Annotated in this window: 20 protein-coding genes and 1 pseudogene; 13 read left to right on the top strand and 8 right to left on the bottom strand. The window is 71.3% G+C overall.

Features of this window, described 5'->3' with window-relative positions:
* Window positions 1-22: 22 nt before the first annotated feature.
* The 3 genes from MSPGM_RS21675 (at window position 23) to fabI (ending at window position 2,722) form a co-directional block, all read left to right on the top strand.
* On the top strand, window positions 23-565 hold the full coding sequence (locus tag MSPGM_RS21675) for an RT0821/Lpp0805 family surface protein (RefSeq protein ID WP_003605470.1): 543 nt from the start codon (window positions 23-25) through the stop codon (window positions 563-565).
* 151 nt (window positions 566-716) lie between these two features.
* Entirely contained in the window at window positions 717-1,661 is a 945-nt protein-coding gene (locus MSPGM_RS21670) for a DnaJ C-terminal domain-containing protein (protein WP_003605472.1), read from the top strand.
* A gap of 233 nt (window positions 1,662-1,894) precedes the next feature.
* Window positions 1,895-2,722: an enoyl-ACP reductase FabI gene (gene fabI, locus MSPGM_RS21665; protein ID WP_003605474.1), complete on the top strand. Its 828-nt coding sequence runs from the start codon at window positions 1,895-1,897 to the stop codon at window positions 2,720-2,722.
* A 3-nt stretch (window positions 2,723-2,725) separates the two neighbouring features.
* Here fabI and MSPGM_RS21660 read toward each other — a convergent pair whose 3' ends face one another.
* On the bottom strand, window positions 2,726-3,415 hold the full coding sequence (locus tag MSPGM_RS21660; protein WP_003605476.1) for an MOSC domain-containing protein: 690 nt from the start codon (window positions 3,413-3,415) through the stop codon (window positions 2,726-2,728).
* Window positions 3,416-3,553: 138 nt separating this feature from the next.
* Window positions 3,554-4,558, bottom strand: coding sequence for a polyphosphate kinase 2 family protein (locus tag MSPGM_RS21655; protein ID WP_003605478.1), 1,005 nt, complete (start codon window positions 4,556-4,558; stop codon window positions 3,554-3,556).
* A gap of 175 nt (window positions 4,559-4,733) precedes the next feature.
* On the opposite strand from MSPGM_RS21655, the gene MSPGM_RS21650 reads away from it, so the two are divergent.
* Window positions 4,734-5,330, top strand: a complete 597-nt coding sequence (locus MSPGM_RS21650; RefSeq protein WP_015857450.1) for a histidine phosphatase family protein — start codon at window positions 4,734-4,736, stop codon at window positions 5,328-5,330.
* A gap of 81 nt (window positions 5,331-5,411) precedes the next feature.
* Here the strand turns inward: MSPGM_RS21650 and MSPGM_RS21645 are convergent, their stop codons facing one another.
* On the bottom strand, window positions 5,412-5,546 hold the full coding sequence (locus MSPGM_RS21645; RefSeq protein ID WP_003606816.1) for a hypothetical protein: 135 nt from the start codon (window positions 5,544-5,546) through the stop codon (window positions 5,412-5,414).
* A 99-nt stretch (window positions 5,547-5,645) separates the two neighbouring features.
* Complete coding sequence (xerC, locus tag MSPGM_RS21640; RefSeq protein ID WP_003606817.1) at window positions 5,646-6,743, bottom strand: tyrosine recombinase XerC; 1,098 nt, start codon at window positions 6,741-6,743, stop codon at window positions 5,646-5,648.
* Window positions 6,744-6,865: 122 nt separating this feature from the next.
* On the opposite strand from xerC, the gene MSPGM_RS21635 reads away from it, so the two are divergent.
* The gene (locus tag MSPGM_RS21635) at window positions 6,866-7,261 is read left to right on the top strand and encodes a VOC family protein (RefSeq protein ID WP_003606818.1); all 396 of its coding nucleotides are present in this window, start codon (window positions 6,866-6,868) and stop codon (window positions 7,259-7,261) included.
* A 12-nt stretch (window positions 7,262-7,273) separates the two neighbouring features.
* Here the strand turns inward: MSPGM_RS21635 and MSPGM_RS21630 are convergent, their stop codons facing one another.
* Window positions 7,274-7,645, bottom strand: a complete 372-nt coding sequence (locus MSPGM_RS21630; RefSeq protein WP_003606819.1) for a hypothetical protein — start codon at window positions 7,643-7,645, stop codon at window positions 7,274-7,276.
* A gap of 196 nt (window positions 7,646-7,841) precedes the next feature.
* On the opposite strand from MSPGM_RS21630, the gene MSPGM_RS21625 reads away from it, so the two are divergent.
* The gene (locus tag MSPGM_RS21625; RefSeq protein WP_015857449.1) at window positions 7,842-8,567 is read left to right on the top strand and encodes a hypothetical protein; all 726 of its coding nucleotides are present in this window, start codon (window positions 7,842-7,844) and stop codon (window positions 8,565-8,567) included.
* Here the strand turns inward: MSPGM_RS21625 and hrpB are convergent.
* Window positions 8,524-11,012 (bottom strand): annotated as a pseudogene (gene hrpB / locus MSPGM_RS21620) (ATP-dependent helicase HrpB). The gene MSPGM_RS21625 and the pseudogene hrpB sit on opposite strands and share 44 nt — an antisense overlap.
* A gap of 182 nt (window positions 11,013-11,194) precedes the next feature.
* On the opposite strand from hrpB, the gene MSPGM_RS21615 reads away from it, so the two are divergent.
* The 3 genes from MSPGM_RS21615 to MSPGM_RS21605 all read left to right on the top strand — a co-directional run bounded on the left by MSPGM_RS21615 (window position 11,195) and on the right by MSPGM_RS21605 (window position 16,790).
* The gene (locus MSPGM_RS21615) at window positions 11,195-11,512 is read left to right on the top strand and encodes a hypothetical protein (protein ID WP_003606190.1); all 318 of its coding nucleotides are present in this window, start codon (window positions 11,195-11,197) and stop codon (window positions 11,510-11,512) included.
* A 187-nt stretch (window positions 11,513-11,699) separates the two neighbouring features.
* Complete coding sequence (mutS, locus tag MSPGM_RS21610) at window positions 11,700-14,450, top strand: DNA mismatch repair protein MutS (RefSeq protein WP_043708154.1); 2,751 nt, start codon at window positions 11,700-11,702, stop codon at window positions 14,448-14,450.
* 192 nt (window positions 14,451-14,642) lie between these two features.
* A complete protein-coding gene (locus MSPGM_RS21605; protein ID WP_015857446.1) occupies window positions 14,643-16,790 on the top strand; it encodes a protein-disulfide reductase DsbD family protein in 2,148 nt (715 codons plus the stop codon).
* A gap of 62 nt (window positions 16,791-16,852) precedes the next feature.
* Here the strand turns inward: MSPGM_RS21605 and wrbA are convergent, their stop codons facing one another.
* On the bottom strand, window positions 16,853-17,452 hold the full coding sequence (gene wrbA, locus MSPGM_RS21600) for an NAD(P)H:quinone oxidoreductase (protein WP_003607417.1): 600 nt from the start codon (window positions 17,450-17,452) through the stop codon (window positions 16,853-16,855).
* A 200-nt stretch (window positions 17,453-17,652) separates the two neighbouring features.
* On the opposite strand from wrbA, the gene MSPGM_RS21595 reads away from it, so the two are divergent.
* The 3 genes from MSPGM_RS21595 to MSPGM_RS21585 all read left to right on the top strand — a co-directional run bounded on the left by MSPGM_RS21595 (window position 17,653) and on the right by MSPGM_RS21585 (window position 20,251).
* Window positions 17,653-18,591 (top strand): LysR family transcriptional regulator, encoded by a 939-nt coding sequence (locus MSPGM_RS21595; protein ID WP_043766535.1) that lies wholly within the window; start codon window positions 17,653-17,655, stop codon window positions 18,589-18,591.
* Between the two features lie 231 nt (window positions 18,592-18,822).
* On the top strand, window positions 18,823-19,521 hold the full coding sequence (locus tag MSPGM_RS21590; RefSeq protein ID WP_003602429.1) for a DUF1013 domain-containing protein: 699 nt from the start codon (window positions 18,823-18,825) through the stop codon (window positions 19,519-19,521).
* Between the two features lie 139 nt (window positions 19,522-19,660).
* Window positions 19,661-20,251, top strand: coding sequence for a hypothetical protein (locus MSPGM_RS21585; protein WP_003602427.1), 591 nt, complete (start codon window positions 19,661-19,663; stop codon window positions 20,249-20,251).
* Window positions 20,252-20,351: 100 nt separating this feature from the next.
* On the opposite strand, the gene MSPGM_RS21580 is transcribed toward MSPGM_RS21585, so the two are convergent.
* Window positions 20,352-21,830 (bottom strand): MFS transporter, encoded by a 1,479-nt coding sequence (locus MSPGM_RS21580; RefSeq protein ID WP_015857444.1) that lies wholly within the window; start codon window positions 21,828-21,830, stop codon window positions 20,352-20,354.
* Window positions 21,831-22,027: 197 nt separating this feature from the next.
* Between MSPGM_RS21580 and MSPGM_RS21575 the strand changes: the two genes are divergently transcribed.
* Window positions 22,028-22,252, top strand: a complete 225-nt coding sequence (locus MSPGM_RS21575; protein ID WP_015857443.1) for a hypothetical protein — start codon at window positions 22,028-22,030, stop codon at window positions 22,250-22,252.
* Window positions 22,253-22,256: the final 4 nt, after the last annotated feature.

The raw sequence follows: 22,256 nt of genomic DNA, 5'->3' as shown, positions 1-22,256 counted from the left end.
GTCTGTCTCGAGTTCAGGTGTAATGCGTCTGCGTCCGTGTAAAGGCCTCGTCATCGTGCTCTCCGCCGAAGGGAGGGCCGGTTCGACCCGTGGACACGCGCCGCGACGCGGCCTCGCAGCCCGGATTGCGGGTCTGCTGACCCTCGGCCTCGCCGCCCTCTCCTGCGGCGGCTGCAGCGGGCCGATCCTGTCCTTCAAGGCGGAGGAGGCGCCGGCCGCGCCCGAGCCGCTCGTCACCGGCAGCATTCCGAAGCGGCCCGCGAGCTTCGGGCGCGACCTCGACGGCGAGGATTGGCGCCGCGCCCACGCCGCGCTCTCCGTCGCCCTCGATCCGCAGGGCAACGGGCGCCCGGTGAAGTGGGACAACCCGGAGACCGCGATGCGCGGCACCATCAACCCGACCGGTCTGCCCTATGTCGCCGGCGACGAGATCTGCCGCGATTTCCTCGCGACGGTGGTGGGCGGCGCCAATAACCGCTTCGTGCGCGGCACCGGCTGCAAGCCGTCCGGCGGCGAGTGGGAGCTGAAGCGGCTGCGCGCCTCCAACCCCCAGGCCCGGTCCTGAGGCTTTCGCGGACGGCCGGACGATAAAGTGATCGCGGATCGGTGAACGGGGCCTCATCGGCTGTTGCAGAGCCGCAACGCCCTTCCCACGTTGAACCCGTGCGGCAGAGGCCGTATCCCTATTCGGTTGCGACCCCCTCAAAAGAATGCCGATGCGAAACCCCTACGACGTTCTGGGTGTCCCCAAGGGCGCGAGCGAGGCCGAAATCAAGAAGGCCTTCCGCAAGCTCGCCAAGGCGTACCACCCCGACAGCAACAAAGAGCCGAAGGCCGCCGAGCGCTTCTCGGAGGCGAACACCGCCTATGAGATCCTCGGCGACAAGGAGAAGCGCGCGCAGTTCGACCGCGGCGAGATCGACGCCGAAGGCAAGCCGCGCGCGACTGGCTTCGAGGGCTTTTCCGGGTTCGGCGGCGGACGCGGCGGCGGTGGCGGCGGCTTCGACTTCGAAGGCTTCACGCAGCGACGCGGCGGTGCTGGCGGAGCCGGGCCGGGCGGCGTCGGAGAGGACTTCATCAGCCACATCTTCGGTGAGGCGTTCCGCGCGGGCGGCGCCGGGCCGGGTGGGCGCGGGGGGCCGATCCGCGGCGAAGATGTCGCGGCCGAACTCAGCGTGACGCTCGAACAGGTCGCGGGCGAGGACAAGATGCGCATCGGCCTGCCGGGCGGGCGCGATGTCGACGTGATGATCCCCAAGGGCGTCGTCGATGGCCAGACCATCCGCCTGCGGGGTCTCGGCGGCGCGGGCGGTCCCCGCGGCGAGCCCGGCGACGCGCTGCTGACCATCCGCATCCAGCCCCACCCGGTGTTCAAGGTGGACGGCGCGGACCTGCGCGCCACCGTCGATCTGCCGCTGGAGGACGCGGTGCTCGGCGGCGCCTTGCGTGTGCCGACCCTGACCGGCGCGGTCGAGATGAAGGTGCCGGCGATGACGAGTTCCGGCCGCACTTTCCGCCTGCGCGGAAAGGGTTTGCCGAAGAAGGACGGCAGCCGCGGCGACCTGTTCGCGACCACCGCCATCGTCCTGCCGGCCAGCGACGACGCGGCCCTGACCGAGTATGCCCGCCGCCGCCGCGAGGCCAAGGCCGGGACGGCGTAAAGGACGCCGCCCCATAGGGTAGACCTCGGCGTCTAGCGGAGCGAATCCTAAGGGTTCGCACTGTTCGCGGATGGGCGGAGGGTCCTCGAGAGCCCGAACGAGGACACCGGGATCGCCCTGAGGTGATCCTGCGCGCCTTGAGGCTTCCCCCTCCGGCAACCCTCGGCTAAGGAAGCCCCCGGCGCAGGGCCGTCCCTCAAGAGGCGCCCGCGCGGCCGAAGCGAAGGTGACGCATGTCGGAACAGAAGCCGGGCGGGCTGCTCGCGGGCAAGCGCGGGCTGGTGTTGGGAGTGGCCAACAACCGCTCGATCGCCTGGGGTATCGCCCGTAGCGCTGCCGCGCACGGGGCGGAATTGGCGTTCACCTACCAGGGCGAGGCGCTGAAGAAGCGCGTCGAGCCGTTGGCGCGCGAGTTGAACGCGCATGTCGTCGGGCATTGCGACGTCACCGATCCCGCCTCGATCGATTCCGCCTTCGCCGCGACCGCCGAGGTGTTCCCGGACGGGATCGATTTCGTCGTCCACTGCATCGCCTTCTCCGACAAGGACGAGCTGACGGGGCGCTATCTCGAGACCTCGGAGGCGAACTTCACCAAGTCGCTGCTGATCTCGTGCTACTCGTTCACGGCGGTGGCGCAGCGCGCGGAAAAGATCATGCGCAACGGCGGGTCAATGCTGACCCTGACCTATTACGGCGCCGAGAAGTGGATGCCCCACTACAACGTGATGGGTGTCGCCAAGGCCGCGCTGGAAGCCTCCGTGCGCTACCTCGCCGCCGATCTCGGGCCGAAGCAGATCCGCGTCAACGCGATCTCGGCCGGGCCGATCAAGACGCTGGCAGCCTCCGGCATCGGCGACTTCCGCTACATCCTCAAGTGGAACGAGTACAACGCGCCGATGCGCCGGACCGTGACCATCGAGGAGGTCGGCGAGACGGCAGCCTACCTGTTCTCCGACATGTCCCGCGGCATGACCGGCGAGATCCTCCACGTCGATGCCGGCTACCACGTCGTCGGCATGAAGAACCCCGACGCGCCGGACATCACCCGCGAGCGGGAATAGGGTTCATCCCTCTTCCCCGAGCCGTCGGCGCCAATCCTCCACGGCGCCGCTCGCGAGCCGGCGGGCGGCGAGCGCCCGCCAGGATTCGGTGAGGGGCGCGAGGCCGGCAATCGCCCGTAAGGCCGCCGCGTCGAGGCGATCCACGTAAAAGTGGTGCAGGAGCCGCGACAGCGGCCAGTCCGGATGCGGGCGCTCGACGAGTTCGAGCCCGTTGTCGGCCGCGACGACGCCTGTCTCGATCACCCGGTAGTACCAGCCGGTGCGCCCGCTCGCCTGCACCCGCCGGGCCATGTCCGGCACACCAAAGCGCAGGTTCAGCTTGAAGCAGGGCTGGCGCGCCTGCGAGACCTGAAGCAGGGCGCTCCCCACCCGCCACAGGTCGCCGACGCAGACATCGTGCTCGGTGAGGCCGTGGGTCGAGAAATTCTCGCCGAAGGCACCAGGCTGCTCCAGCAGATCGGGCAGGCCGGGCAGATCGCCGCGCCACGCGGCGGCATGGTCGAGGGCGTAGTGGTGCACGGCCTTTTCCGGGCCGCCATGGACGCGCCGGTCGGCCTGCTCGTCGCCCGCGAGACCGAGCGTCCCCACCACGACCGGCTCCAGCACGGGGGTCTTGGCGATGGCGCTCGCCGCGCCCTTCGCCCCCAGCGGCGCGACGCGCCCGGTCAGCACGGCCTGAAGCGCGACCCGCATGTCCTGCTCACCCTCGTCCGAACAATCCCCACAGCCCCTCGAACCCGGCGGGCCCCCAGGCCGTCAACCGCAGCCTACGCAGACCATTCGGGCAGTGATGCGTGGAAAGGGATCTGAAACCGGCCCTGCGCAAAAGACTCAATCCGGCACCTTGATACCGTCCAGCCCCTTGCGCGGCTCGGGGAAGCGCGGGTCCATCGCTTCCAGCGTGTCGGCGATGGTGCGCGCGACCATGACGTTGCGGGCCCATTTGCGGTTGGCCGGCACCACGTGCCAGGGGGCGTAGGGCGTCGAGCAGCGGGCGAGCGCGTCGTTGAAGGCCGTCTGGTAGGCGTCCCAGCTCTTGCGCTCCACGAGGTCGGCCGGGTCGAACTTCCAGTGCTTCTCCGGATCGGCGAGGCGGGCCTCCAGGCGCTCCTTCTGCTCGTCCTTGGAGATGTGCAGGAAGAACTTGAGGATCACCGTGCCCGAGAGCGTCAGCAGCCGCTCGAAATCGTTGATGATCCCGTAGCGCTCGCGCCACGTCTCCTCCGGCACCAGGCCCTTCACCCGCACTACGAGCACGTCCTCGTAATGGCTGCGGTTGAACACGCCGATCAGGCCGCGGCCGGGCGTGCGCAGATGGTAGCGCCAGAGGAAATCCTGATCGAGTTCCTCTGTGCTCGGCACCTTGAACGACCAGACCCGGCAGCCCTGCGGGTTCACCCCCTCGAGCACGTTGCGGATGGTGCCGTCCTTGCCGCCGGTATCGATCGCCTGGAACACCACGAGCAGGGAGCGGCGATGCTCGGCGTAGAGCTTCTCCTGCAGCGCCCGGATGCGCACGCGCTGCGCGTCGAGTTCGGCTTTGGCCGCCGCCTTCTCGAGACCGCCGGTGGCGTCGGGATCGATCGCGGCGAGGTTGACGCTCTGGCCGGGTTCGACCGTGACGATGCCGGGCGCGGCCGGCGGCAGGACCGGGTGGAGATGGGGGGACAGGCTCGGCGCGGTGCCCGTGCCCGCGATCGCCGCGCGGGCCCAGCCGGCGAAGGAAGGCGGATGGTCGGGCCACGCCGCTTGCGGTTGTGTCTCCGCCGTTTTGTCGCTCTCGAGGCTTTTTTCACTCCCGGCGCTCTTGCCGTCCTTGCCGTTCTTGCGCGCCATGCCGAAGATTACCTGCTCACGAGCCGATTGCGAGGCCGCCATCGCGGACCCGCAAGGAAGGGATAAGCTTGGAGCCCCAACAGATGCGCCGCCTTCGCCGTTCCCGATCCGGCGCGTCGGGGTCTTCAAGGGCAAGGTCTTTAAGGGAATGCGCCGGTCGCGTCGGAGCCGCCGCATGAGCGGAGTGCCGACGATCTGGTTCGTGCGCCATGGCCAGACCGACTGGAATGCGGAGGGGCGCCTTCAGGGCCACCGCGATACCGATCTCAACGCCAACGGGCTCGCCCACGCGGCGGAGGCGGCCGCGCGCCTGCGCCGAATCGCCGGAGCGGAACTGCCCACCGCCGACTACGTCGCGAGCCCGCTTACCCGCACCCGCCGGACGATGGAGATCCTGCGCACCGGCATCGGCCTGCCCGCGGGGGGCTACCGGGCCGATATGCGGCTGCGGGAGATCGGCTTCGGCGCCTGGGAGGGCCGGACCTGGGCCGAGATCCGGCGGCGCGATCCCGCAGGCGCCGCCGCGCGCGACCGCGACCGCTGGGGCTACCAGCCGCGCGGGGAGGGGGCGGAGAGCTACGCGATGGTCGAGGCGCGGGTGGAGGAAGTGGTGGCGGAGCTACGCCGCCCGACCGTGATGGTCGCCCATGGCGGCGTCGCACGGGCGCTGCTGGTCGTCGCCGGCCATCTCGACATCTACGCCGCCCCGCGGCTCGGCATCCGCCAGGGCAGCATCCTCGTCATCGAACCCGGCGGCTGGCGCTGGGCTTGACGGGATTCTTTTGGGGGACAGCGCTCGAAGGGCCGTGCGGGCCCGTCGAGCGCTTCCCTCGAAGGGGTCGTCCGAGCCCAGTCAGGCCCGCGCGGCGCGGCCGCGGGCAAGCAGGCGCACGGCGGTAACAGGGAGGAGGAGCGTCTTCACCGTGGCCGTGACGGCCAGAACGGCGAGGACCGGCAGGATCGCGAGACAGATTCCGCTCACGCGCATCGGACACTCCTTGGGGCTGCTGAAACGGCGGCTTGCGACCGCTTGGTTGATGACAATCCGCCACTCAATCGCGGCAAGACCAAGGTGAACGGAGCAAACTCACGCATTTCTACGCTCCACCGGCCTGTCCTGCCGGACAGCATAGCCGGATCGGGCGCTCGTGCCTTGCTCTGCATCAACGGTTTCGGAACGCGGTGACGGCGGTTCCGAGGGCGGCAGCCGCCGGGCGCGGGGATGGGCGTCCTCGAAGGCGCTCATCAGGCGGGCGGCATCGACCTTGGTGTAGATTTGCGTGGTCGAGAGCGAGGCGTGACCGAGCAATTCCTGGATCGCCCGCAGCTCGCCCCGGCGGGCGAGCAGATGGGTTGCGAAGGAGTGTCGCAGGGCGTGCGGGGTCGCGCTCTCGGGCAGGCCGAGCGCGCCGCGGAGCGCGGAAACCGCGTACTGGACCACTCGCGGCGAGAGCGGCCCGCCCTTCACGCCGACGAAGAGCGGCCCCTCCGGATCGAGGGGGTGCGGGCACAGCGACAGGTAGGCGGCCACCGCCTCGGCCACCGCCGGCAGCACCGGCACGGCGCGGACCTTCCCACCCTTGCCCGTCACCCGCACCTCGTCGATGCCCGGCATCGGCGCGTCGCGGGCGGTGAGCCCTAAGGCTTCCGAGATGCGCAGGCCCGAGCCGTAGAGGAGGGCGATCACCGCCGCGTCGCGGGCGAGCACCCACGGGGCGCGGTCGTCGTCGGGGCGGGTCTCGGGCGCGGTCATCGCCAGCGCGGCGGAAATGGGAAGCGGGCGCGGCAGGCGGCGCTCGACCTTGGGGGAGCGCACCGCGCCGAGCGCCGCGACGCTGCCGTGTCCCTCCCGTTCGAGGAAGCGGGCGAAGGAGCGCAGACCCGCCAGCATCCGCATCAGGGAGCGCCCACCGATCCCCTCGGCCCGGCGCGCGGCCATGAAGGCGCGCAGGTCGCGGGGCTTCAGGGCGATCAGCCCGGCGATGGTGGGCGTGCCGGAGCGGGCGGCGCGATGGATCAGAAACTGGCGCAGGTCACGCTCGTAGGCCTCGACCGTGTTGGCGGCCATGCGCCGCTCCCGCGCCAGCGCCTCGCGCCAGCCCCGCATCGCCGCGCGCAGGGCGGCGTCGCCCGGCGGCAGCAGGGCTTCGGGATCGACGGCGGTGAGGGACGCGGTGCGCATCATTGCCGGCAGCAAGCACCCGGTAAGGTTGACGACGGGTAAACGGCAAAAACCCTTTCCGCCCGGCCGGACTGCGCCAGATGGGCGCTCATCCACACAACATCCGTACCGGGGAGAGAGGGCCGATGGCCAAGCCCGTCCACACCATGATCCGCGTCCGCGACGAGGCGCGCTCGCGGGACTACTATGCCCGCGCCTTCGGCCTGGAGCCGGCCGACCGGTTCGACTTTCCGGACTTCACGCTGCTCTACCTGCGCGACCCATCCTCGCCGTTCGAACTCGAACTGACGGTCAACAAGGACCGCGCCGAGCCCTACAATCTCGGCGACGGCTACGGTCACCTCGCCTTCGTGGTGGAGGATGCCGAGGCCGAGCATGCCCGCTTCGAGCGCGAGGGGCTTCCGGTCACGCCGGTCAAAACCCTCAAGCACGGCGACACCGCGCTCGCGACCTTCTTTTTCGCCACCGACCCGGACGGCTACAAGATCGAGGTGATCCAGAAGGGCGGCCGTTTCGCCTGATCGTTTGGGTGTCTACGGCGCCTTCTCCAGGCGTTCGAGCCCGGCCAGCGCCTTCTCGCACGCGATCGAAGAGGGCGCAGGCAGGCTCGTCTCCAGACGCATCGCGTCGTCGAGCGCCAGGGCGTAGCGCTCCTCCGTGAGCGCCCGGCCGACCGCCGCCATCATGCGCTCGCGGCCGGCTCTCAGCACCCGATCGACCCGCTCGCGCTCCGCGCCGCAGGCGAGCGCCCGGCCCAGCACCTTGCCCTGGCGCTCGCCCTCGACCTGGGGGATCACCAGCGGCCGGGCAGCGCCTGGCTCGGGCGGCGTCTGCGCATCGGCCGCGCCGACCGTGAGCACGAGCCCGAACAGGGGGAAGAAGACGGAAGCGGCCCCTGAGCGCATCGAATGTTCTCCCTCACAGCACTTCAGAACGGCACCGCATCCCGCCCGATCCGGCGATCGCGCCGGACGCGACAGGTCGCGTGCGTTCCCTCACGCTCTCGGGAGCGAATCTCGTCCACGGTCAAGCCGGAAACGACAGGGGGCGACAATGGGTCTTTCCGGAGGTTCTGCCGGCAGCGCGGCGGCAGATACCAGCATGATCGGGCGAGGTCGCGGCCCGATCCCGTCGCGCATCCCCTTGAGCCTCAAGCTCGCCTATTCGGCCTTCATGGCGGTGCTGCTCCCGGTCTATCTCACCCATTACGGGCCGACGAACTTCCTGTACTTCTGCGACATCGCCCTGATCCTGACCCTCGTCGGCATCTGGGCGGAGAGCGCGCTTCTCGTCTCGATCTGCGCCGCCGGCATCCTCGCGCCGCAACTGCTCTGGGCCGTCGATTTCCTGGCGCAGGCCGCGGGCACTCCGCTCACCGGCATGACCGCCTACATGTTCAACGCGGAGACTTCGCCGTTCCTGCGGGGCCTGTCGCTGTTCCACGGCTGGCTGCCGTTCCTGCTGGTGTTCCTCGTCTGGCGGCTCGGCTACGACCGGCGCGCCTGGGGCGCGTGGTCGGCGCTGGCGGTCATCCTCCTGTTCGTCTGCTTCTTCCTGATGCCGCCGCCGCGGCCCGATCCGGGGCTGACGCCGGTCAACATCAACTATGTCTGGGGCATGAGCGACACCGCCGCGCAGACATTCCTGCCGGCCTGGGCGTGGTTCGCGGGCCTCGTGGTCGTCATCCCGCTCCTGATCTCCTGGCCGACCCACCGGCTCCTGATCTGGCTGATGCCCCAAGCATCCGCCACGTTGCCCGTCACATCGCCCGTCGCGTCCGCAGTCACGTCCCCTTCGGCTTCACCCGCCGGGTCGGGGCCTCGCTGAGCGGGTCTTCCGGCCAGGGGTGGCGGGGATAGCGGCCCCGCATCTCGGAGCGCACCGCGCCCCAAGAGCCGCGCCAGAAACCCGGCAGATCGCGGGTGATCTGGATCGGGCGGTGGGCCGGCGAGAGCAGGTGGAGCACCAGTGGCACCCGCCCCCGCCGAGCGCGGGATGCCGGTCGAGGCCGAACAGCTCCTGCACCCGCACCGCGAGCACCGGTTCGGGGCCCGATTCGTAATCGACCGGGATGCGCGAGCCCGTCGGCACCTCGACATGGCTCGGCGCCTCCGTCTCGAGGCGGGCGCGCAGCGTCCAGGGCAGCAGACCCTGCAGGGCCTGGCCGAGATCGTCGGCGGTGATCGCTGCGAGCGAGGTCCGCCCGACGATGGCCGGGGCCAGCCATTCCTCGACACTCGCCGCCAGGGCCTCGTCGGAGAGGTCGGGCCATTCGCCGCCCTCCGCCCCTCCCTGGGCTCCGTGGAGGAAGCGGACACGGGTGCGCCACTGCGCCAGGGCGGGCGTCCAGGGCAGGCGGTCGAGGCCGAGCCCGGCGATGCCGCGGGCCAGCACCCGCGCCGCCTCCCCATCGGCGGGGACGGGGAGGGTGCGTTCGTCGAGCGTCACGGCGCCGAGGCGGCGGCCCTCGCGGGCGCGCAGGGCCCGCGCCTCCTTATCGAAGCTGACGCTGCGCACCGTGCCGATCCGGTCGGCGAACAAGGCGTCGATGGCCTCGGACGCAATGGCCACGGCGGACAGGATCCGCGCGGAGGCCGCCGCGCCCGTGAGGTCGGCGACGACGATGAAGGACTCGCGGGCGAGCGGGCTCACCGGATCGACGAGGCCGGCGCGGCCGTTCGCCATCAGGAAGGCGCCCTCCCGGCCCCGGGCCCGCGCCACCCGGTCGGGATAGGCTAGCGCCAGCAGGGCGCCGGGCTCGGCCATCAGGGGATCGGGCTCGACGGCATCGGCCGCTTTGGCCGCCTGCCGCGCCCAGCCTTCCGCGAGGCGGCGCATGTCGGCGGCCCGGCCCCCGCGGTCGCGGCGGAAGCGGTCGAGGCGCTCGGCGAGATCCACGGCGTCGCCTCCAAGGCCGCGCTCGACCAGCACGGCGGCGAGATCGGCCGCCATGCGGGCGTGACCGGATTCGGCGGCGCGGGCGACCATTCGGGCGAGCCGGGGCGGCAGCGGCAGGCTGCGCAGGGTGTTGCCGGTCTCCGTGAGCCGCCCGTCAGAATCGAGGGCGCCGAGATCGGCCAGCATCGCCCGCGCCTCGGCCAGGGCCGGCGCCGGCGGCGGATCGAGGAAGGACAGGGCGGTGGGGTCGGTGACGCCCCAGGCGGCGCAGTCGAGGGTCAGCCCGGCCAGATCCGCCGAGAGGATCTCGGGCCGGGCGAAGGGTTCGAGCGCCGCGGTCGCCGCCTCGGGCCAGAGCCGCCAGCAGACACCCGGCTCGGTGCGGCCGGCGCGGCCCCGGCGCTGATCGACCGAGGCACGCGAGGCCCGCGCGGTGACGAGCCGAGTCATGCCGTTGCCGGGCTCGTAGAGCGGCACGCGGGCCAGCCCCGAATCGACGACGATACGCACGCCCTGAATTGTCAGCGAGGTCTCGGCGATGGAGGTCGCCAGCACCACTTTGCGCCGCCCCGGGGGTGCGGGGGCCACCGCCCGATCCTGCTCGCCCTGGGTGAGGGCGCCGTAGAGGGGCGCGAGGTCGGTGTCGTCGGGCAGCCGCCCCTCCAGCCGCTCGGCGGTGCGCCGGATCTCAGCCTGCCCCGGCAGGAAGGCGAGCACCGAGCCGGGATCGGCCCGCAGCGCCCGCAGGATCGCGGCGGCCATCGCGTCCTCGATGCGCTGGTTCGGGTCGCGGTCGAGATGGCGGGTCTCGACCGGGTAGGCGCGTCCTTCCGATTCCACCACGGGTGCATCGCCGAGAAGCCCCGCCACGCGGGCGCCGTCGAGGGTGGCCGACATGACAAGGATGCGCAGATCCTCCCGCAGCGCGCCCTGCGCGTCGAGGGCGAAGGCCAGCCCGAGATCGGCATCGAGGGAGCGCTCGTGGAACTCATCGAACAGCACCGCGCCGATCCCGGCCAGTTCCGGATCGTCGAGGATCATCCGGGTGAACACGCCCTCGGTGACGACCTCGATCCGGGTGCGGGCCGAAATCTTGGAGCCGAGCCGCACGCGCAGACCCACCGTGTCGCCGACCCGCTCACCGAGGGTGGCGGCCATGCGCTCGGCCGCACCGCGCGCGGCGAGCCGCCGGGGCTCCAGCAGGATGATTTTTTGGGCGCCGAGCCACGCTTCGTCGAGCAGAGCCAGCGGCACCCGCGTGGTCTTGCCGGCGCCTGGCGGGGCCACGAGCACGGCGGAGGATCGCCCGGACAGGGCCGCGCGCAGGGCGGGAAGGGCGGCCTCGATCGGAAGTGCGGGGATAGGGGAGGACATGGTCCGCGAGGTGCCGCGGTTCGGGCCGGGGCGCAACCATCACCGCCGCCCCGCACCACTCATCGCTGTCCGCGACGCCCACGAAAATTTGTTAACATATCTTGGGATTTCTCCGGAACGAGCGGGCAAGATGCGACTTGTGGGCTCAGCGTGCGGTCCATGCACGCAACGGAGAGACGACGATGCGCATAGCCCTGACACTCGCAGCCGGCGCGCTGCTCGGCAGCCTCGGTCTGGGAGTGGTGTCGGCCTCCGCCGCCCCTGCCATGCCGGCCCCCGGCCTGATCGCCGGCCAGACGGCCGAGACCGTGCGCGACCAGCACCATGACCACTGGCACCGCCCCCATCACAGCGTGCTCGGCCACCACCACTCGACCAAGGCCGAGCGCCATCGCCGCCGCATGAACACCCACCATCACGGCGACCCGAACGCCCGCAACCCGGAGCGGCCCGGCTACCAGCAGCAGCTCGGCACCACCACGGGCGGCCCGCGCTACTGAGCGCTTCGGCCTCGACGCGACATGAGAAGGGGCCCGTCCGGCGCGATGCCGGGCGGGCCTTTTTCGTTCGCCCGTCGACCCCGGCACCACCGTCGCTTGCGACGGCTGGGGAGAGCGCCCACTTGTCCACGGACTTCACGGTTGCCCGGCGGTGCCCGGCGCAAGCGGGGCTGCTAGCCTCGGCTTCATGTCCAGACCCCAGCGTTCCCAACCCCTCGAACGGCGTGCCCAGGCGGCGGATACGGTGACTTCCTCGCCCCTCGACATCCCCGGCGCCACGCCGATGATGGCGCAGTACATCGAGATCAAGGCCGCCAATCCGGACTGCCTGCTGTTCTACCGGATGGGGGACTTCTACGAGCTGTTCTTCGAGGATGCGGAGATCGCCTCGCGCGCGCTCGGGATCGTCCTGACCAAGCGCGGCAAGCACGGCGGCGCCGACATCCCGATGTGCGGCGTGCCCCTGGAGCGGGCCGACGACTACCTGCATCGGCTGATCGCGCTGGGCCACCGCGTCGCTGTCTGCCAGCAGACCGAGGACGCCGCGGAAGCCAAGAAGCGGGGGCCGAAATCGGTGGTGCGGCGCGAGGTGATCCGCCTCGTCACGCCGGGCACGCTGACCGAGGACCGCCTGCTCGACCCGACGCGGGCCAACCTGCTGCTCGCCATCGGCCGGCGCAAGGTCTCCGACACGAGCGAGGCCTACGGACTCGCCGCCCTCGACATCTCCACCGGCCGGTTCTCGCTGAGCGAGGTGGAGAGCTCGGAACTCGCCGCCGCGATCGCCCGGCACGAACCGCGGGAGATCGTGCTCTCGGAGGTCATCCACGCCGATCCGGCCTTGGCCAAGCTGTGGCGCGAGACCAAGGCGGCGGTGGTGCCGCTGGCCCAGGGCGAACTGGAACCCGCTTCGGCCGAGCGGCGCATCCGCGAGCAGTTCGGCGTCAAGACCCTCGACGGGTTCGGGAATTTCAGCCGGGCGGAGATTGCGGCGGCCGGGGCGGCGTTGCTCTATCTCGAGCGCACCCAGCTCGGCACGCGGGTGCCGCTCTCGGCGCCGAGCCGCGAGGCGACGGGAGCGACGCTCGCCATCGACGCGGCCACCCGCGCCAACCTCGAACTCACCCGCACCCTCTCGGGCGAGCGCAAGGGCAGCTTGCTCGATGCCATCGACCGCACGGTCTCGGCCGGCGGCGCCCGGCTGCTCGCCGAGCATCTGGCCGGGCCCCTGACTGACCTGACCAAGATCGGACGGCGGCACGACGCCGTCGCGTTCCTGGCCGAGGACGGCGCGCTGCGGGCGCATCTGCGCGACGCGCTGCACGCCGCCCCCGACATCGCCCGCGCGCTCTCCCGCATCGGACTGAACCGGGCCGGCCCGCGCGACCTCGCCGCCCTGCGCGACGGGCTCGACGCCGCCGCGACGATCGCTGAGCAGCTTCGCGCGGAAGAAAATTTGCCGGACGGGCTGACCCGTCTCGCCCGCCGCCTCGAAAAGGCCGACCGAGCGCTGGCCGAGGAACTGGCTCGGGCGCTCGCCGACGACCTGCCGCTCAACCGGCGCGACGGCAATTTCGTGCGCGCGGGCTACCACGCCGAGATCGACGAGGCCCGGCTGCTGGGCCAGGACTCGCGAAAAGTCATCGCCGCGCTTCAGGCGCGCTATGCCGAGGCCAGCGGCTGCCGGACGCTCCGGATCAAGCACAACAACGTGCTCGGCTACTACATCGAGGTGCCGCAGGCGGTGGGCGAGGCCTGCCTCAAGGGCCTGATGCAGGACTTCGTGCATCGCCAGACCATGGTCGATGCGATGCGCTTCACCAGCGTCGAACTCGGCGAGCTGGAATCGAAGATCGCGGGCGCCTCCGACCGGGTGCTGGCGCTCGAATCCGCGGTGTTCGATGCCTTGAGCGCGCGGGTGAGCGAGGGGGCGGAGGCGATCGCCGACATCGCCGAGGCGCTGTCGGGCCTCGACGTGGCAGCGAGCCACGCCGAGCTCGCGGTCGAACTCGCCTGGACCCGGCCGGTCATCGACGACAGCCTCGCCTTCGCGATTGAGGGCGGGCGCCATCCGGTGGTGGAAGCCGCGCTGATGAAGGCCGGCGAGGCGTTCATCGCCAATGCCTGCGACCTGTCCGGCGACGAGGCCGGGCGCATCCGTCTCGTCACCGGCCCGAACATGGGCGGCAAATCGACCTTCCTGCGCCAGAACGCGCTGATCGCCGTGCTGGCGCAGATGGGCGCTTTCGTGCCGGCGGCCTCCGCCCGGCTCGGCGTGGTGGACCGGCTGTTCTCCCGCGTCGGCGCGGCCGACGACCTCGCGCGCGGCCACTCGACCTTCATGGTCGAGATGGTCGAGACCGCCGCGATCCTCAATCAGGCGACGCGCCGGTCGCTCGTGGTGCTCGACGAGATCGGCCGCGGCACCGCGACCTTCGACGGCCTCTCCATCGCTTGGGCCTGCCTGGAGCACCTGCACGAGAAGAACGGCTGCCGGGCTCTGTTCGCGACCCACTTCCACGAGCTGACGGCGCTGAGCCAGCGCCTGCCGCGCCTCGACAACGCGACCCTGAAGGTGGCCGAGGACCGCGGCGACGTGGTGTTCCTGCACGAGGTGGTGCCGGGCGTGGCCGAGCGCTCCTACGGCCTCCAGGTCGCCCGCCTCGCCGGTCTGCCGCCGAGCGTGGTGGCGCGGGCCGGCGCGATCCTGAAAGGGCTCGAAACCTCCGAGCGCGAGCGCCCCGCCCGCCGCAAGATCGACGACCTGCCGCTCTTCGCCAGCCTCGCCGCCGCACCGCCCCCGCCGCCGGAGCCGGTGAAACCCGAGCCGGACGACCGGCTCGGCCAGTTGATCGACCGCATCGATCCCGATGCGCTGACGCCGCGCGAGGCGCTCGACGCGCTCTACCGGCTGAAAAAGGAGCGGGCTGCGGAGTAAGGGCGGCGCGGGCGCGGTTCGAGGCCGCGGGCCCGCGCGGCTCACGGGGCGGAGACGATCTGCTATAAAGCCGCGCTGATGCCAGCCGGCCCGCTCCGGCCCAACCGGTCTCTCCCCCTTCGCGGTCGCGGGCTTGCCCGGGGCTTAGCGTCCTTGCGGGGAGGGGTACTGGGCCGCTCGGAAAACAGATCGATGCTTCGTCTCCTCCTCGCCCTCCTCCTGACGCTCGCCGCCGGCCTTGCCGCCCCTGGCCTTGCCGGCGCGCAGGGGGCGATGACGGCGGTGAAGGCCAAGGATCTCGTGCGCGCGCGCCTTGTCGCCGAGAGCGAGGCGCTGGTGCCCGGCCGCACGGTGACGCTCGGCCTGCACATGGCGATGAAGCCGGGCTGGCACGTCTACTGGCGCAATCCCGGCGATTCCGGGCTGCCGCCGGAGATGGCGTGGCGTCTGCCCGAGGGCTTCACGGTCGGTCCGGTGCAGTGGCCGGTCCCGGAGCGCATACCGGTCCAGACCCTGATGAATTTCGGCTACGAGGGCGCCGTCACGCTGCTCGTGCCGCTTGCCGTGCCCGAGAGCGCCCGAGCCGGCGAGACGGTGCGGCTCTCCGGCACGCTCTCCTACCTCGTCTGCGAGGAGATCTGCATTCCGGGCTCGGCGGAGCTGAGCCTCGATCTGCCGGTGGCGGCCTCTGCGGAGCCGGCTTCGGGGCAGGCCGCCCTGTTCGCTCGCGCCCGCGCCGCCCTTCCCGAAGCTCTGCCCGAAGCCGCGCCCGGCTCGTATCGCACGACCCGCGCGGGCGACCGGCTCGTGCTGCATCTCGACCGGCCGGGCCTCGCGGGCGTGACCGAAGCCGCCTTCTTCCCCTATGCCGAGGGCGCGCTCGACAACGCCGCGCCGCAGGATCTCGCCGTCGATGCCGCCGGCCTGCATCTCACCCTGACGCCGGGCGATGCGAAGGTGGCACCCGAGGCGCTCGCCGGCGTGCTCGCCCTCACCGAGGACGGCACGCGCAAGGCCTACGCGCTGGGCCCGGAACCCGCCCCCGCGCCGACGGCGGCCGCGGCCATTCCCGCCGCGCCCGAGACGCCGCCCGCCCCGGCGGAAGAGGAGACCCTGACGCTGTGGAGCGCCGCGGGGCTGGCGCTCATCGGCGGCCTCCTGCTCAACCTGATGCCCTGCGTCTTCCCGGTTCTCTCGATCAAGGTGCTGAGCCTCGTGCGGCAGGCGGGCGAATCCGCCACCCGCGTGCGGCTGCACGGGCTCGCCTACACGGCGGGCGTGCTCGCGAGCTTCCTCGGGTTGGCCGGGCTGCTGATCGCGCTGAAGGCGGGCGGCGCCGGGATCGGGTGGGGCTTCCAGCTCCAGTCGCCGGTGGTGGTGGCGCTGCTGGCCTACGGGCTGTTCGCCATGGGCCTGAGCCTGTCGGGCGCGGTGCATCTCGGCGGCGGCATCGTCGGGCTCGGCGACGGGCTGACCCGGCGGGCGGGCTACCAGGGCTCGTTCTTTACCGGCGTGCTGGCGACGCTGGTCGCGACGCCCTGCACTGCGCCGTTCATGGGCGCGGCGGTGGGCTTTGCGCTGACGCAGTCGCCGCTCGCCGCGCTCACCGTGTTCGCGAGCCTCGGCCTTGGGCTCGCCCTGCCGTTTCTAGGTCTGACGCTGGTCCCGCAGGCGCTGCGTCTGCTGCCGCGGCCCGGCGCCTGGATGGACGTGCTGAAGGGCGCGCTCGCCTTTCCCGTCTACGCCACGGTGGCGTGGCTCGTCTGGGTGCTGGCGCAGCAGGTCGGACCCAACGGGCTGCTCGCGGGGCTCACCGGCCTCGTGCTCGTGGCGCTCGCCGCCTGGGCCTGGGAACGGGCGCGCGGGGCGGGCCGGCTCGGCACCGGCTTCGGCCGGGTGGCGGCCGTCGCGGCGCTCGCGGCAGCGCTGGGCCTCGTCGCCATCCTCGACGGCGACCGCGCCGCGGCGCGCACCGCTCTGGCACAGGGCGAGGAGGCCTTCACGCAGGCCCGCCTCGACGCGCTGAGAGCGGAGGGACGCACGGTGTTCGTGGACATGACGGCGGCGTGGTGCATCACCTGTCAGGTCAACGAGCGCACGGTGCTGGCCCGCGAGGGCGTGCAGGCAGCGTTCCGGGGGGGCCAAGTGGTGTACCTGAAGGGCGACTGGACCAACCAGAACCCGGAGATCACCCGCCTGTTGGAGCGCCACGGCCGCAGCGGCGTGCCGCTCTACCTCGTCTATCGCGGCCAGGGCGAGGCGCAGGTGCTGCCGCAGATCCTCACCGAGGGGATCGTGCTCGCGGCCATCGGGCAGAAGGACGTCGCGGCGGCGCAGTAGGGCTCACGAGCAGTCCCGTTCATCCCCTCTCCCCGCAAGCGGGGAGAGGAGAAATCCGCGCCTCAGCCCGCGAGCTTGGCCGCAATGCCGGCCACGTGGCGGCCCTGGAAGCGGGCGCCGTCGAGTTCGACCTCGGAGGGCTGGCGCGAGCCGTCGCCGTCGGCGATCGTGGTGGCGCCGTAGGGGGAGTTGCCCTTCACCTGCTCGACGCCGTTCTGCCCCGCGAAGCTGTAGGGCAGGCCCACCACCACCATGCCGTGGTGGAACAGCACCGTGTGGAAGCTCGTCAGCGTGGTCTCCTGGCCGCCGTGCTGCGAGGCGGTCGAGGTGAAGGCCGAGCCGACCTTGCCGACCAGCGCACCCTTGGCCCACAGGCCGCCGGTCTGGTCGATGAACTGCTTCATCTGCGACGCCATGTTGCCGTAGCGGGTCGGCGTGCCGAAGATGATCGCGTCGTAATCGGCCAGTTCCTCGACGGTGGCGATCGGCGCCTCCTGGTCGAGCTTGTAGTGGAACTGCTTGGCGACCTCGTCCGGCACCAGTTCCGGCACGCGCTTGAGCGCGACCTCGGCCCCGGTCTCGCGGGCGCCCTCGGCCACCGCCTTGGCCATCTGCTCCACATGGCCCCACGACGAGTAGTAGAGCACCAGAACCTTCGCCATCGTCGTCTCTCCTGTTCGCGGGCCCGGCGCGTCGCCCCGGAATGGGCCTTCCGCCCTCGGGCGGAGGCGACGCGCTCAAATCGGCCCGAGCGTCGAATGCGCGACTCCTATGAAGGTTCGCGCTGTTTGCAGAAATGCCCTGCCGTGCAAGATCATTCTTGCAGTTCTGCAAGCGAGGGACGGAGGAGGGCGCGGTGCCGATGGCCTGGGACGAATTCCGCCTCGTGCAGGCCATCGCCGACCGGGGCGCGCTGGCTCCGGCCGCAGCGCATCTCGGCATCAACCCTTCCACCGCCTTCCGCCGCCTCGCGGCGGTCGAGGCGGAACTCGGTGCGCGCCTGTTCGAGCGCCACCGCTCCGGCTACGTGCCGACGCCGGCGGGCGAGGCGATGGCCGCGGCGGCTGCGCGGATGGAGGAGGAGGTCGCCCGCTTCGACCGGGAGGTCGCCGATCGGGCGCAGACGCCCTCGGGGCTTCTGCGCGTCACCGCTGCGGCGACGCTCGTGACCGATTTCCTGATGCCGATACTCGGCCGATTCCGGGCGCGCTACCGACAAGTCCAGATCGAACTCGTCACCTCCGAGGAGGCGCTGAACCTGTCCCGCCGCGATGCGGACGTGGCGTTGCGGGCCACCCACGACCCGCCGCCGAACCTCGTCGGGCGCCGGCTCGGCACCATCGCCTGGGCGGTCTACGGGCCTGCGCGCGAGGACGCGGACGGCGAGACGGATAGCGGCGACGCCGATTGGGTCAGCCCAAGCGAGGCGGTGGCCGGCGGCCTCTTCGCGCGCTTCGTCGCCGCCCGCGCCGGGCCGGAGCGGGTCGCGCTGCGCCTCAACAGCGTGCAGGGGCTGTGCGAGGCGATCGTGGAGGGCGTCGGCATCGGGCCGCTGCCCTGCTACCGCGGCGACCGGCTCGCATCCCTGCGCCGTCTCTCCGGGCCGGAGCCGGAGCTCGCCGGTTCACTCTGGCTCCTGACCCACCCGGACCTGCGCCACGCGGCGCGGGTGCGCGCCTTCATGGACCATGTCGCCGCCGAGGTCGCGCCGTTGCGCCCGGTCCTGGAAGGGCGCCAAGGGGACGATCCAAGCAGCAGGGTGAGCGCTCGGCTTGAGGCTGTGCCAGGAACGCCGTCCTGAAACGCTCGACCGGCGCGGCCCCGTTCGCATCGCGGAGCCCTGACGCGCCGTCGCGCGAGGGCGCTCAACGCAATTGCGCAACGGCCGGTCCCGCCTGTATAAGAGGCGATCCCCTCATTCATCGCGACATGGGATCCTTCGGGCCTGACCGGGCCGGAGGCCGCGGGGAAGCCATTCCGGCATCCCGCCCGTTTCCCTGCCGCGCACTCTGACCGTCTGGAGCTTTGTCCGATGTCCCAAGGTCCGCTGATGCCCAAGGCGACCGCCGTGTGGCTCGTCGAGAACACCTCGCTCGCCTTCGAACAGATCGCCGATTTCTGCAAGCTGCACCCGCTCGAGGTGAAGGGCATCGCCGACGGTGAAGTCGCCGCCGGCATCAAGGGCCTCGACCCGATCACCACCGGCCAGCTCACCCGCGACGAGATCGAGAAGGCGCAGAAGGCGCCGCATTACCGGCTCAAGGTCGCGGTCTCGAAGGTGAAGCTGCCCGAGGTCAAGCGCACCACCAAGGGCCCGCGCTACACCCCGCTGTCCCGTCGTCAGGACCGGCCGAACGCGATCCTCTGGCTGATCCGCAACCACCCGGAGCTGAAGGACGCGCAGGTCATCCGGCTGGTGGGCACCACCAAGGCGACGATCCAGCAGATCCGCGAGCGGACCCACTGGAACTCGGCCTCGCTCCAGCCGATGGACCCGGTGACGCTCGGCCTGTGCTCGCAGATCGACCTCGATTTCGAGGTGCAGCGCGCCGCCAAGGACCGCCCCGCCGTGCTGCCGACCGATGGCGGCGCCAAGCTCCTGCCGACCGAGGTTTCGACCGCCCCGGCCGCCGCGGAGCGAGAGGAAGAGGAAGAAGATCTCAACGCCGATGCGGTCTTCGCCAAGCTCAAGGGCATGAGCCGCATCGACGAGGACGACGACGAGGTGTGATCGTCTCGCTCGTCGGTCGGGCGCCTGCGTCACGCGCGCAGTGCTGTTTGTGAAAAAAATTTCTCGCCCGCCCGCACTAGATGCGGGATAATGCGTGCCGGTCGCTCCCGCGGAGCGGCGGCAGGCGCGAGGACGTGGCATGATCCACGGTGGCGTGACCGAGAGCGGCTCTCACCCGGGCAGCTCGAACCCTGGCGGCTTGGTCGAGGCCGGCCTGACTGAAACCGGCCTGCCCGCCGACCCCCCGGGGGTCCTGGACGAGCGGCCGCCCGCAGCCCCAACGGCCGAGCCGGTGACGCTCGCCGAATCCCTGATGAGCGAAGCGGGCTGGGGGCCGGAGAACTTTGGCGTTGAGGGTCCGAACCCACCCTACCTGCGCATCGGCGGCAAGCTGTGGGTGACGCTCACCGAGTTCGAGCCCTGCTTCGCCTCGTTCCGCCGCGACCGCGGCCCGTTCCGCTCGAAGGTCGCGATCGCCAGCCACCTCGCCAAGTACGACGCGATCATGGTCGATCCGCTGGCCTTCGAGGAGTGTTTCGGCCCCGGCGAGGGCAACCAGACGGTGTTCCCGTTCGGTGCGTGGCTCGAGATCCGCCGCGTCGGCTTCGGCGGGCTGGAACTGTGGGGCAAGCGCCAGGGCGCCGTGACCCTCCCGCTCGACGCCCTGGCGGTGGCCTCGGCGATCTGGCTGCGTCGGAAGGGTTCGACACCACGCTCCGGGCCGACCTGAGCCTCAAGGGGTCGATCGGCTCGTAGCCCGCCGCGCTCCCCCTCTCGCCGCACGCGGGGAGAGGGGATGCACACGCGATCGAACGGCGCCTGTGCAAGCCTTACGCCGCGGCCAGCGGCTTCGACACGTCCTCCAGCGACTTGCCCTCGGCCGCCGTGCCCCAGATCCAGCCGACGATGGCAGCCACCGCCATCAGGGCCGCACCGATGAAGTAGCCGACCAGGACGAGGTCGCGCGAGCCCGTCTCCACCAGCGCGCCGAACAGGAGCGGCCCCGAGACGCCGCCGATGCCGGTGCCGAGGGCGTAGAAGGCGGCGATCGCCAGCGCGCGAATCTCCAGCGGGAAGGTCTCGGCCACCGTGAGGTAGGCGGAGCTCGCCGCCGCGGAGGCGAAGAAGAACACGGCCATCCAAGCCGCGGTCTGGCCCCAGGGGCCGAGCATGTCGGCGCGGAAGACGAGGCCGACCACGACGAGCAGCACCGCCGAGATGCCGTAGGTGAAGGCGATCATCGGGCGCCGGCCCACGGTGTCGAACAGCCGGCCGAGCAGCAGCGGGCCGAGGAAGGAGCCGAGCGCGAAGGGCAGGAGATACCAGCCGACATCGCCGCCGGGCACGTTGTAGAAGCGCTCGAGCACTAGCGCGTAGGTGAAGAACAGCGCGTTGTAGAAGAAGGCCTGGGCGATCATCAGCGCGAGGCCGACCATGGTCTGGCGCCGGTTCGTGACGAACAGGGCGTTGGCGACCTCCGCGAGCGGGGTGTGGCTGCGGACCTTGAGCTTGAGGCGGCGCGACGGGTCGGGCGGGGGCAGGGTGATGCCGTCATCCGTGAAGCGCTTCTCGATACCCGTCACCACCCGGTCGGCCTCCGCGGCATAGCCATGGGTGACGAGCCAGCGCGGGCTCTCGGGGATCCAAGTGCGCAGGAGCAGGATGACGAGGCCGATGCCGCCGCCGACGAAGAAGGCGATGCGCCAGCCATAGGACGGGTCGATCCATTCGGGGCGCAGGAGCGCGATCGACAGGAACGAGCCAAGCGCGGCGCCGATCCAGAACGAGCCGTTGATGACGAGGTCGGTCCAGCCGCGCACCCGGGCCGGGATCAGCTCTTGGATGGTCGAGTTGATCGCGGTGTACTCGCCGCCGATCCCGGCTCCCGTGAGGAAGCGGAACAGGCAGAAGCTCCAGATATTCCACGACAGGCCCGTGGCCGCGGTGGCGATGAGGTAGAGGAACAGCGTGATGAAGAACAGTTTCTTGCGCCCGATCCGGTCGGTCAGCCAGCCGAAGCCGACGGCGCCGACGACCGCGCCGACGAGGTAGGAGCTCGCCGCCAAGCCGACATCGAACTCGGTAAAGGACATCGGCGCCTTGCGCAGCGCGCCGACGAGGGCGCCGGCCAAGGTCACTTCGAGCCCATCGAGCACCCAGGTGATGCCGAGCGCGACGATGACGAGGGTGTGGAAGCGGCCGAAGGGCAGGCGGTCGAGCCGGGCGGCGATGTCGGTGTCGACGACCGTGCCGGTTGCGACGCGCTCGGGCGCCGCGGCCCCGGCCTGACCTTCCGCTCGGCTCGTCATGGACCCTCCGTTTACCCTGACTCGGCAAAATTGTTCGCAAGTCCCACCCGGCGGCGGACCGAGGGCAGGGCATATTGGCGTTCGGAAACGCTTCAGGTTGCGGAATGTCCCCGTTCGCCGGGCCACCCGCTATGAATTTTTTCGCGCAGCTTTCCGTCAAATCCTTGCTTCCGCCGCTCGCCGCTGGGCTGGCCTCCATGGGGGCCGTCCTCGCAGTCTCCACGCTGGCGAGCGCCGGCGGAGCCGAGCGCTGGGCGCTGCGCCCCAAGGCGCCGCCCACCCCGGCTGCGGCAGAGCCCGGCCTGATCGAGCCCACCCCCGTCTTGCGCGGATCGAAGGCCATTCCCGTTTCGGAGATGCCCGGCGAGCGGCGCACGGTGCGCATCGTCTACCAGGGCTATCTGCCGGCCGAGGCTCGCTGAGGCG

It is taken from the genome of Methylorubrum sp. GM97, from assembly GCF_024347855.1.
Taxonomy (GTDB): Bacteria; Pseudomonadota; Alphaproteobacteria; order Rhizobiales; family Beijerinckiaceae; genus Methylobacterium; species Methylobacterium extorquens.
Note: the sequence above shows the minus strand (reverse complement) of the source record. Positions and strands in the feature narration are given on the sequence as shown.

Bases quoted from the DNA above. Each gene is read 5' to 3' on its own strand.
- xerC (WP_003606817.1), bottom strand. From the start codon at position 6,743: ATGATGCGCACCGCGTCCCTCACCGCCGTCGATCCCGAAGCCCTGCTG.
- MSPGM_RS21630 (WP_003606819.1), bottom strand. From the start codon at position 7,645: ATGCGCTCAGGGGCCGCTTCCGTCTTCTTCCCCCTGTTCGGGCTCGTG.
- MSPGM_RS21575 (WP_015857443.1), top strand. From the start codon at position 22,028: ATGGGGGCCGTCCTCGCAGTCTCCACGCTGGCGAGCGCCGGCGGAGCC.
- MSPGM_RS21660 (WP_003605476.1), bottom strand. From the start codon at position 3,415: ATGCGGGTCGCGCTTCAGGCCGTGCTGACCGGGCGCGTCGCGCCGCTG.
- MSPGM_RS21675 (WP_003605470.1), top strand. From the start codon at position 23: ATGCGTCTGCGTCCGTGTAAAGGCCTCGTCATCGTGCTCTCCGCCGAA.
- MSPGM_RS21605 (WP_015857446.1), top strand. From the start codon at position 14,643: ATGCTTCGTCTCCTCCTCGCCCTCCTCCTGACGCTCGCCGCCGGCCTT.
- MSPGM_RS21585 (WP_003602427.1), top strand. From the start codon at position 19,661: ATGATCCACGGTGGCGTGACCGAGAGCGGCTCTCACCCGGGCAGCTCG.
- MSPGM_RS21650 (WP_015857450.1), top strand. From the start codon at position 4,734: ATGAGCGGAGTGCCGACGATCTGGTTCGTGCGCCATGGCCAGACCGAC.
- MSPGM_RS21580 (WP_015857444.1), bottom strand. From the start codon at position 21,830: ATGACGAGCCGAGCGGAAGGTCAGGCCGGGGCCGCGGCGCCCGAGCGC.
- mutS (WP_043708154.1), top strand. From the start codon at position 11,700: ATGTCCAGACCCCAGCGTTCCCAACCCCTCGAACGGCGTGCCCAGGCG.
- MSPGM_RS21655 (WP_003605478.1), bottom strand. From the start codon at position 4,558: ATGGCGCGCAAGAACGGCAAGGACGGCAAGAGCGCCGGGAGTGAAAAA.
- MSPGM_RS21625 (WP_015857449.1), top strand. From the start codon at position 7,842: ATGATCGGGCGAGGTCGCGGCCCGATCCCGTCGCGCATCCCCTTGAGC.
- MSPGM_RS21595 (WP_043766535.1), top strand. From the start codon at position 17,653: ATGGCCTGGGACGAATTCCGCCTCGTGCAGGCCATCGCCGACCGGGGC.
- fabI (WP_003605474.1), top strand. From the start codon at position 1,895: ATGTCGGAACAGAAGCCGGGCGGGCTGCTCGCGGGCAAGCGCGGGCTG.
- MSPGM_RS21590 (WP_003602429.1), top strand. From the start codon at position 18,823: ATGTCCCAAGGTCCGCTGATGCCCAAGGCGACCGCCGTGTGGCTCGTC.
- MSPGM_RS21635 (WP_003606818.1), top strand. From the start codon at position 6,866: ATGGCCAAGCCCGTCCACACCATGATCCGCGTCCGCGACGAGGCGCGC.
- MSPGM_RS21615 (WP_003606190.1), top strand. From the start codon at position 11,195: ATGCGCATAGCCCTGACACTCGCAGCCGGCGCGCTGCTCGGCAGCCTC.
- MSPGM_RS21645 (WP_003606816.1), bottom strand. From the start codon at position 5,546: ATGCGCGTGAGCGGAATCTGTCTCGCGATCCTGCCGGTCCTCGCCGTT.
- MSPGM_RS21670 (WP_003605472.1), top strand. From the start codon at position 717: ATGCGAAACCCCTACGACGTTCTGGGTGTCCCCAAGGGCGCGAGCGAG.
- wrbA (WP_003607417.1), bottom strand. From the start codon at position 17,452: ATGGCGAAGGTTCTGGTGCTCTACTACTCGTCGTGGGGCCATGTGGAG.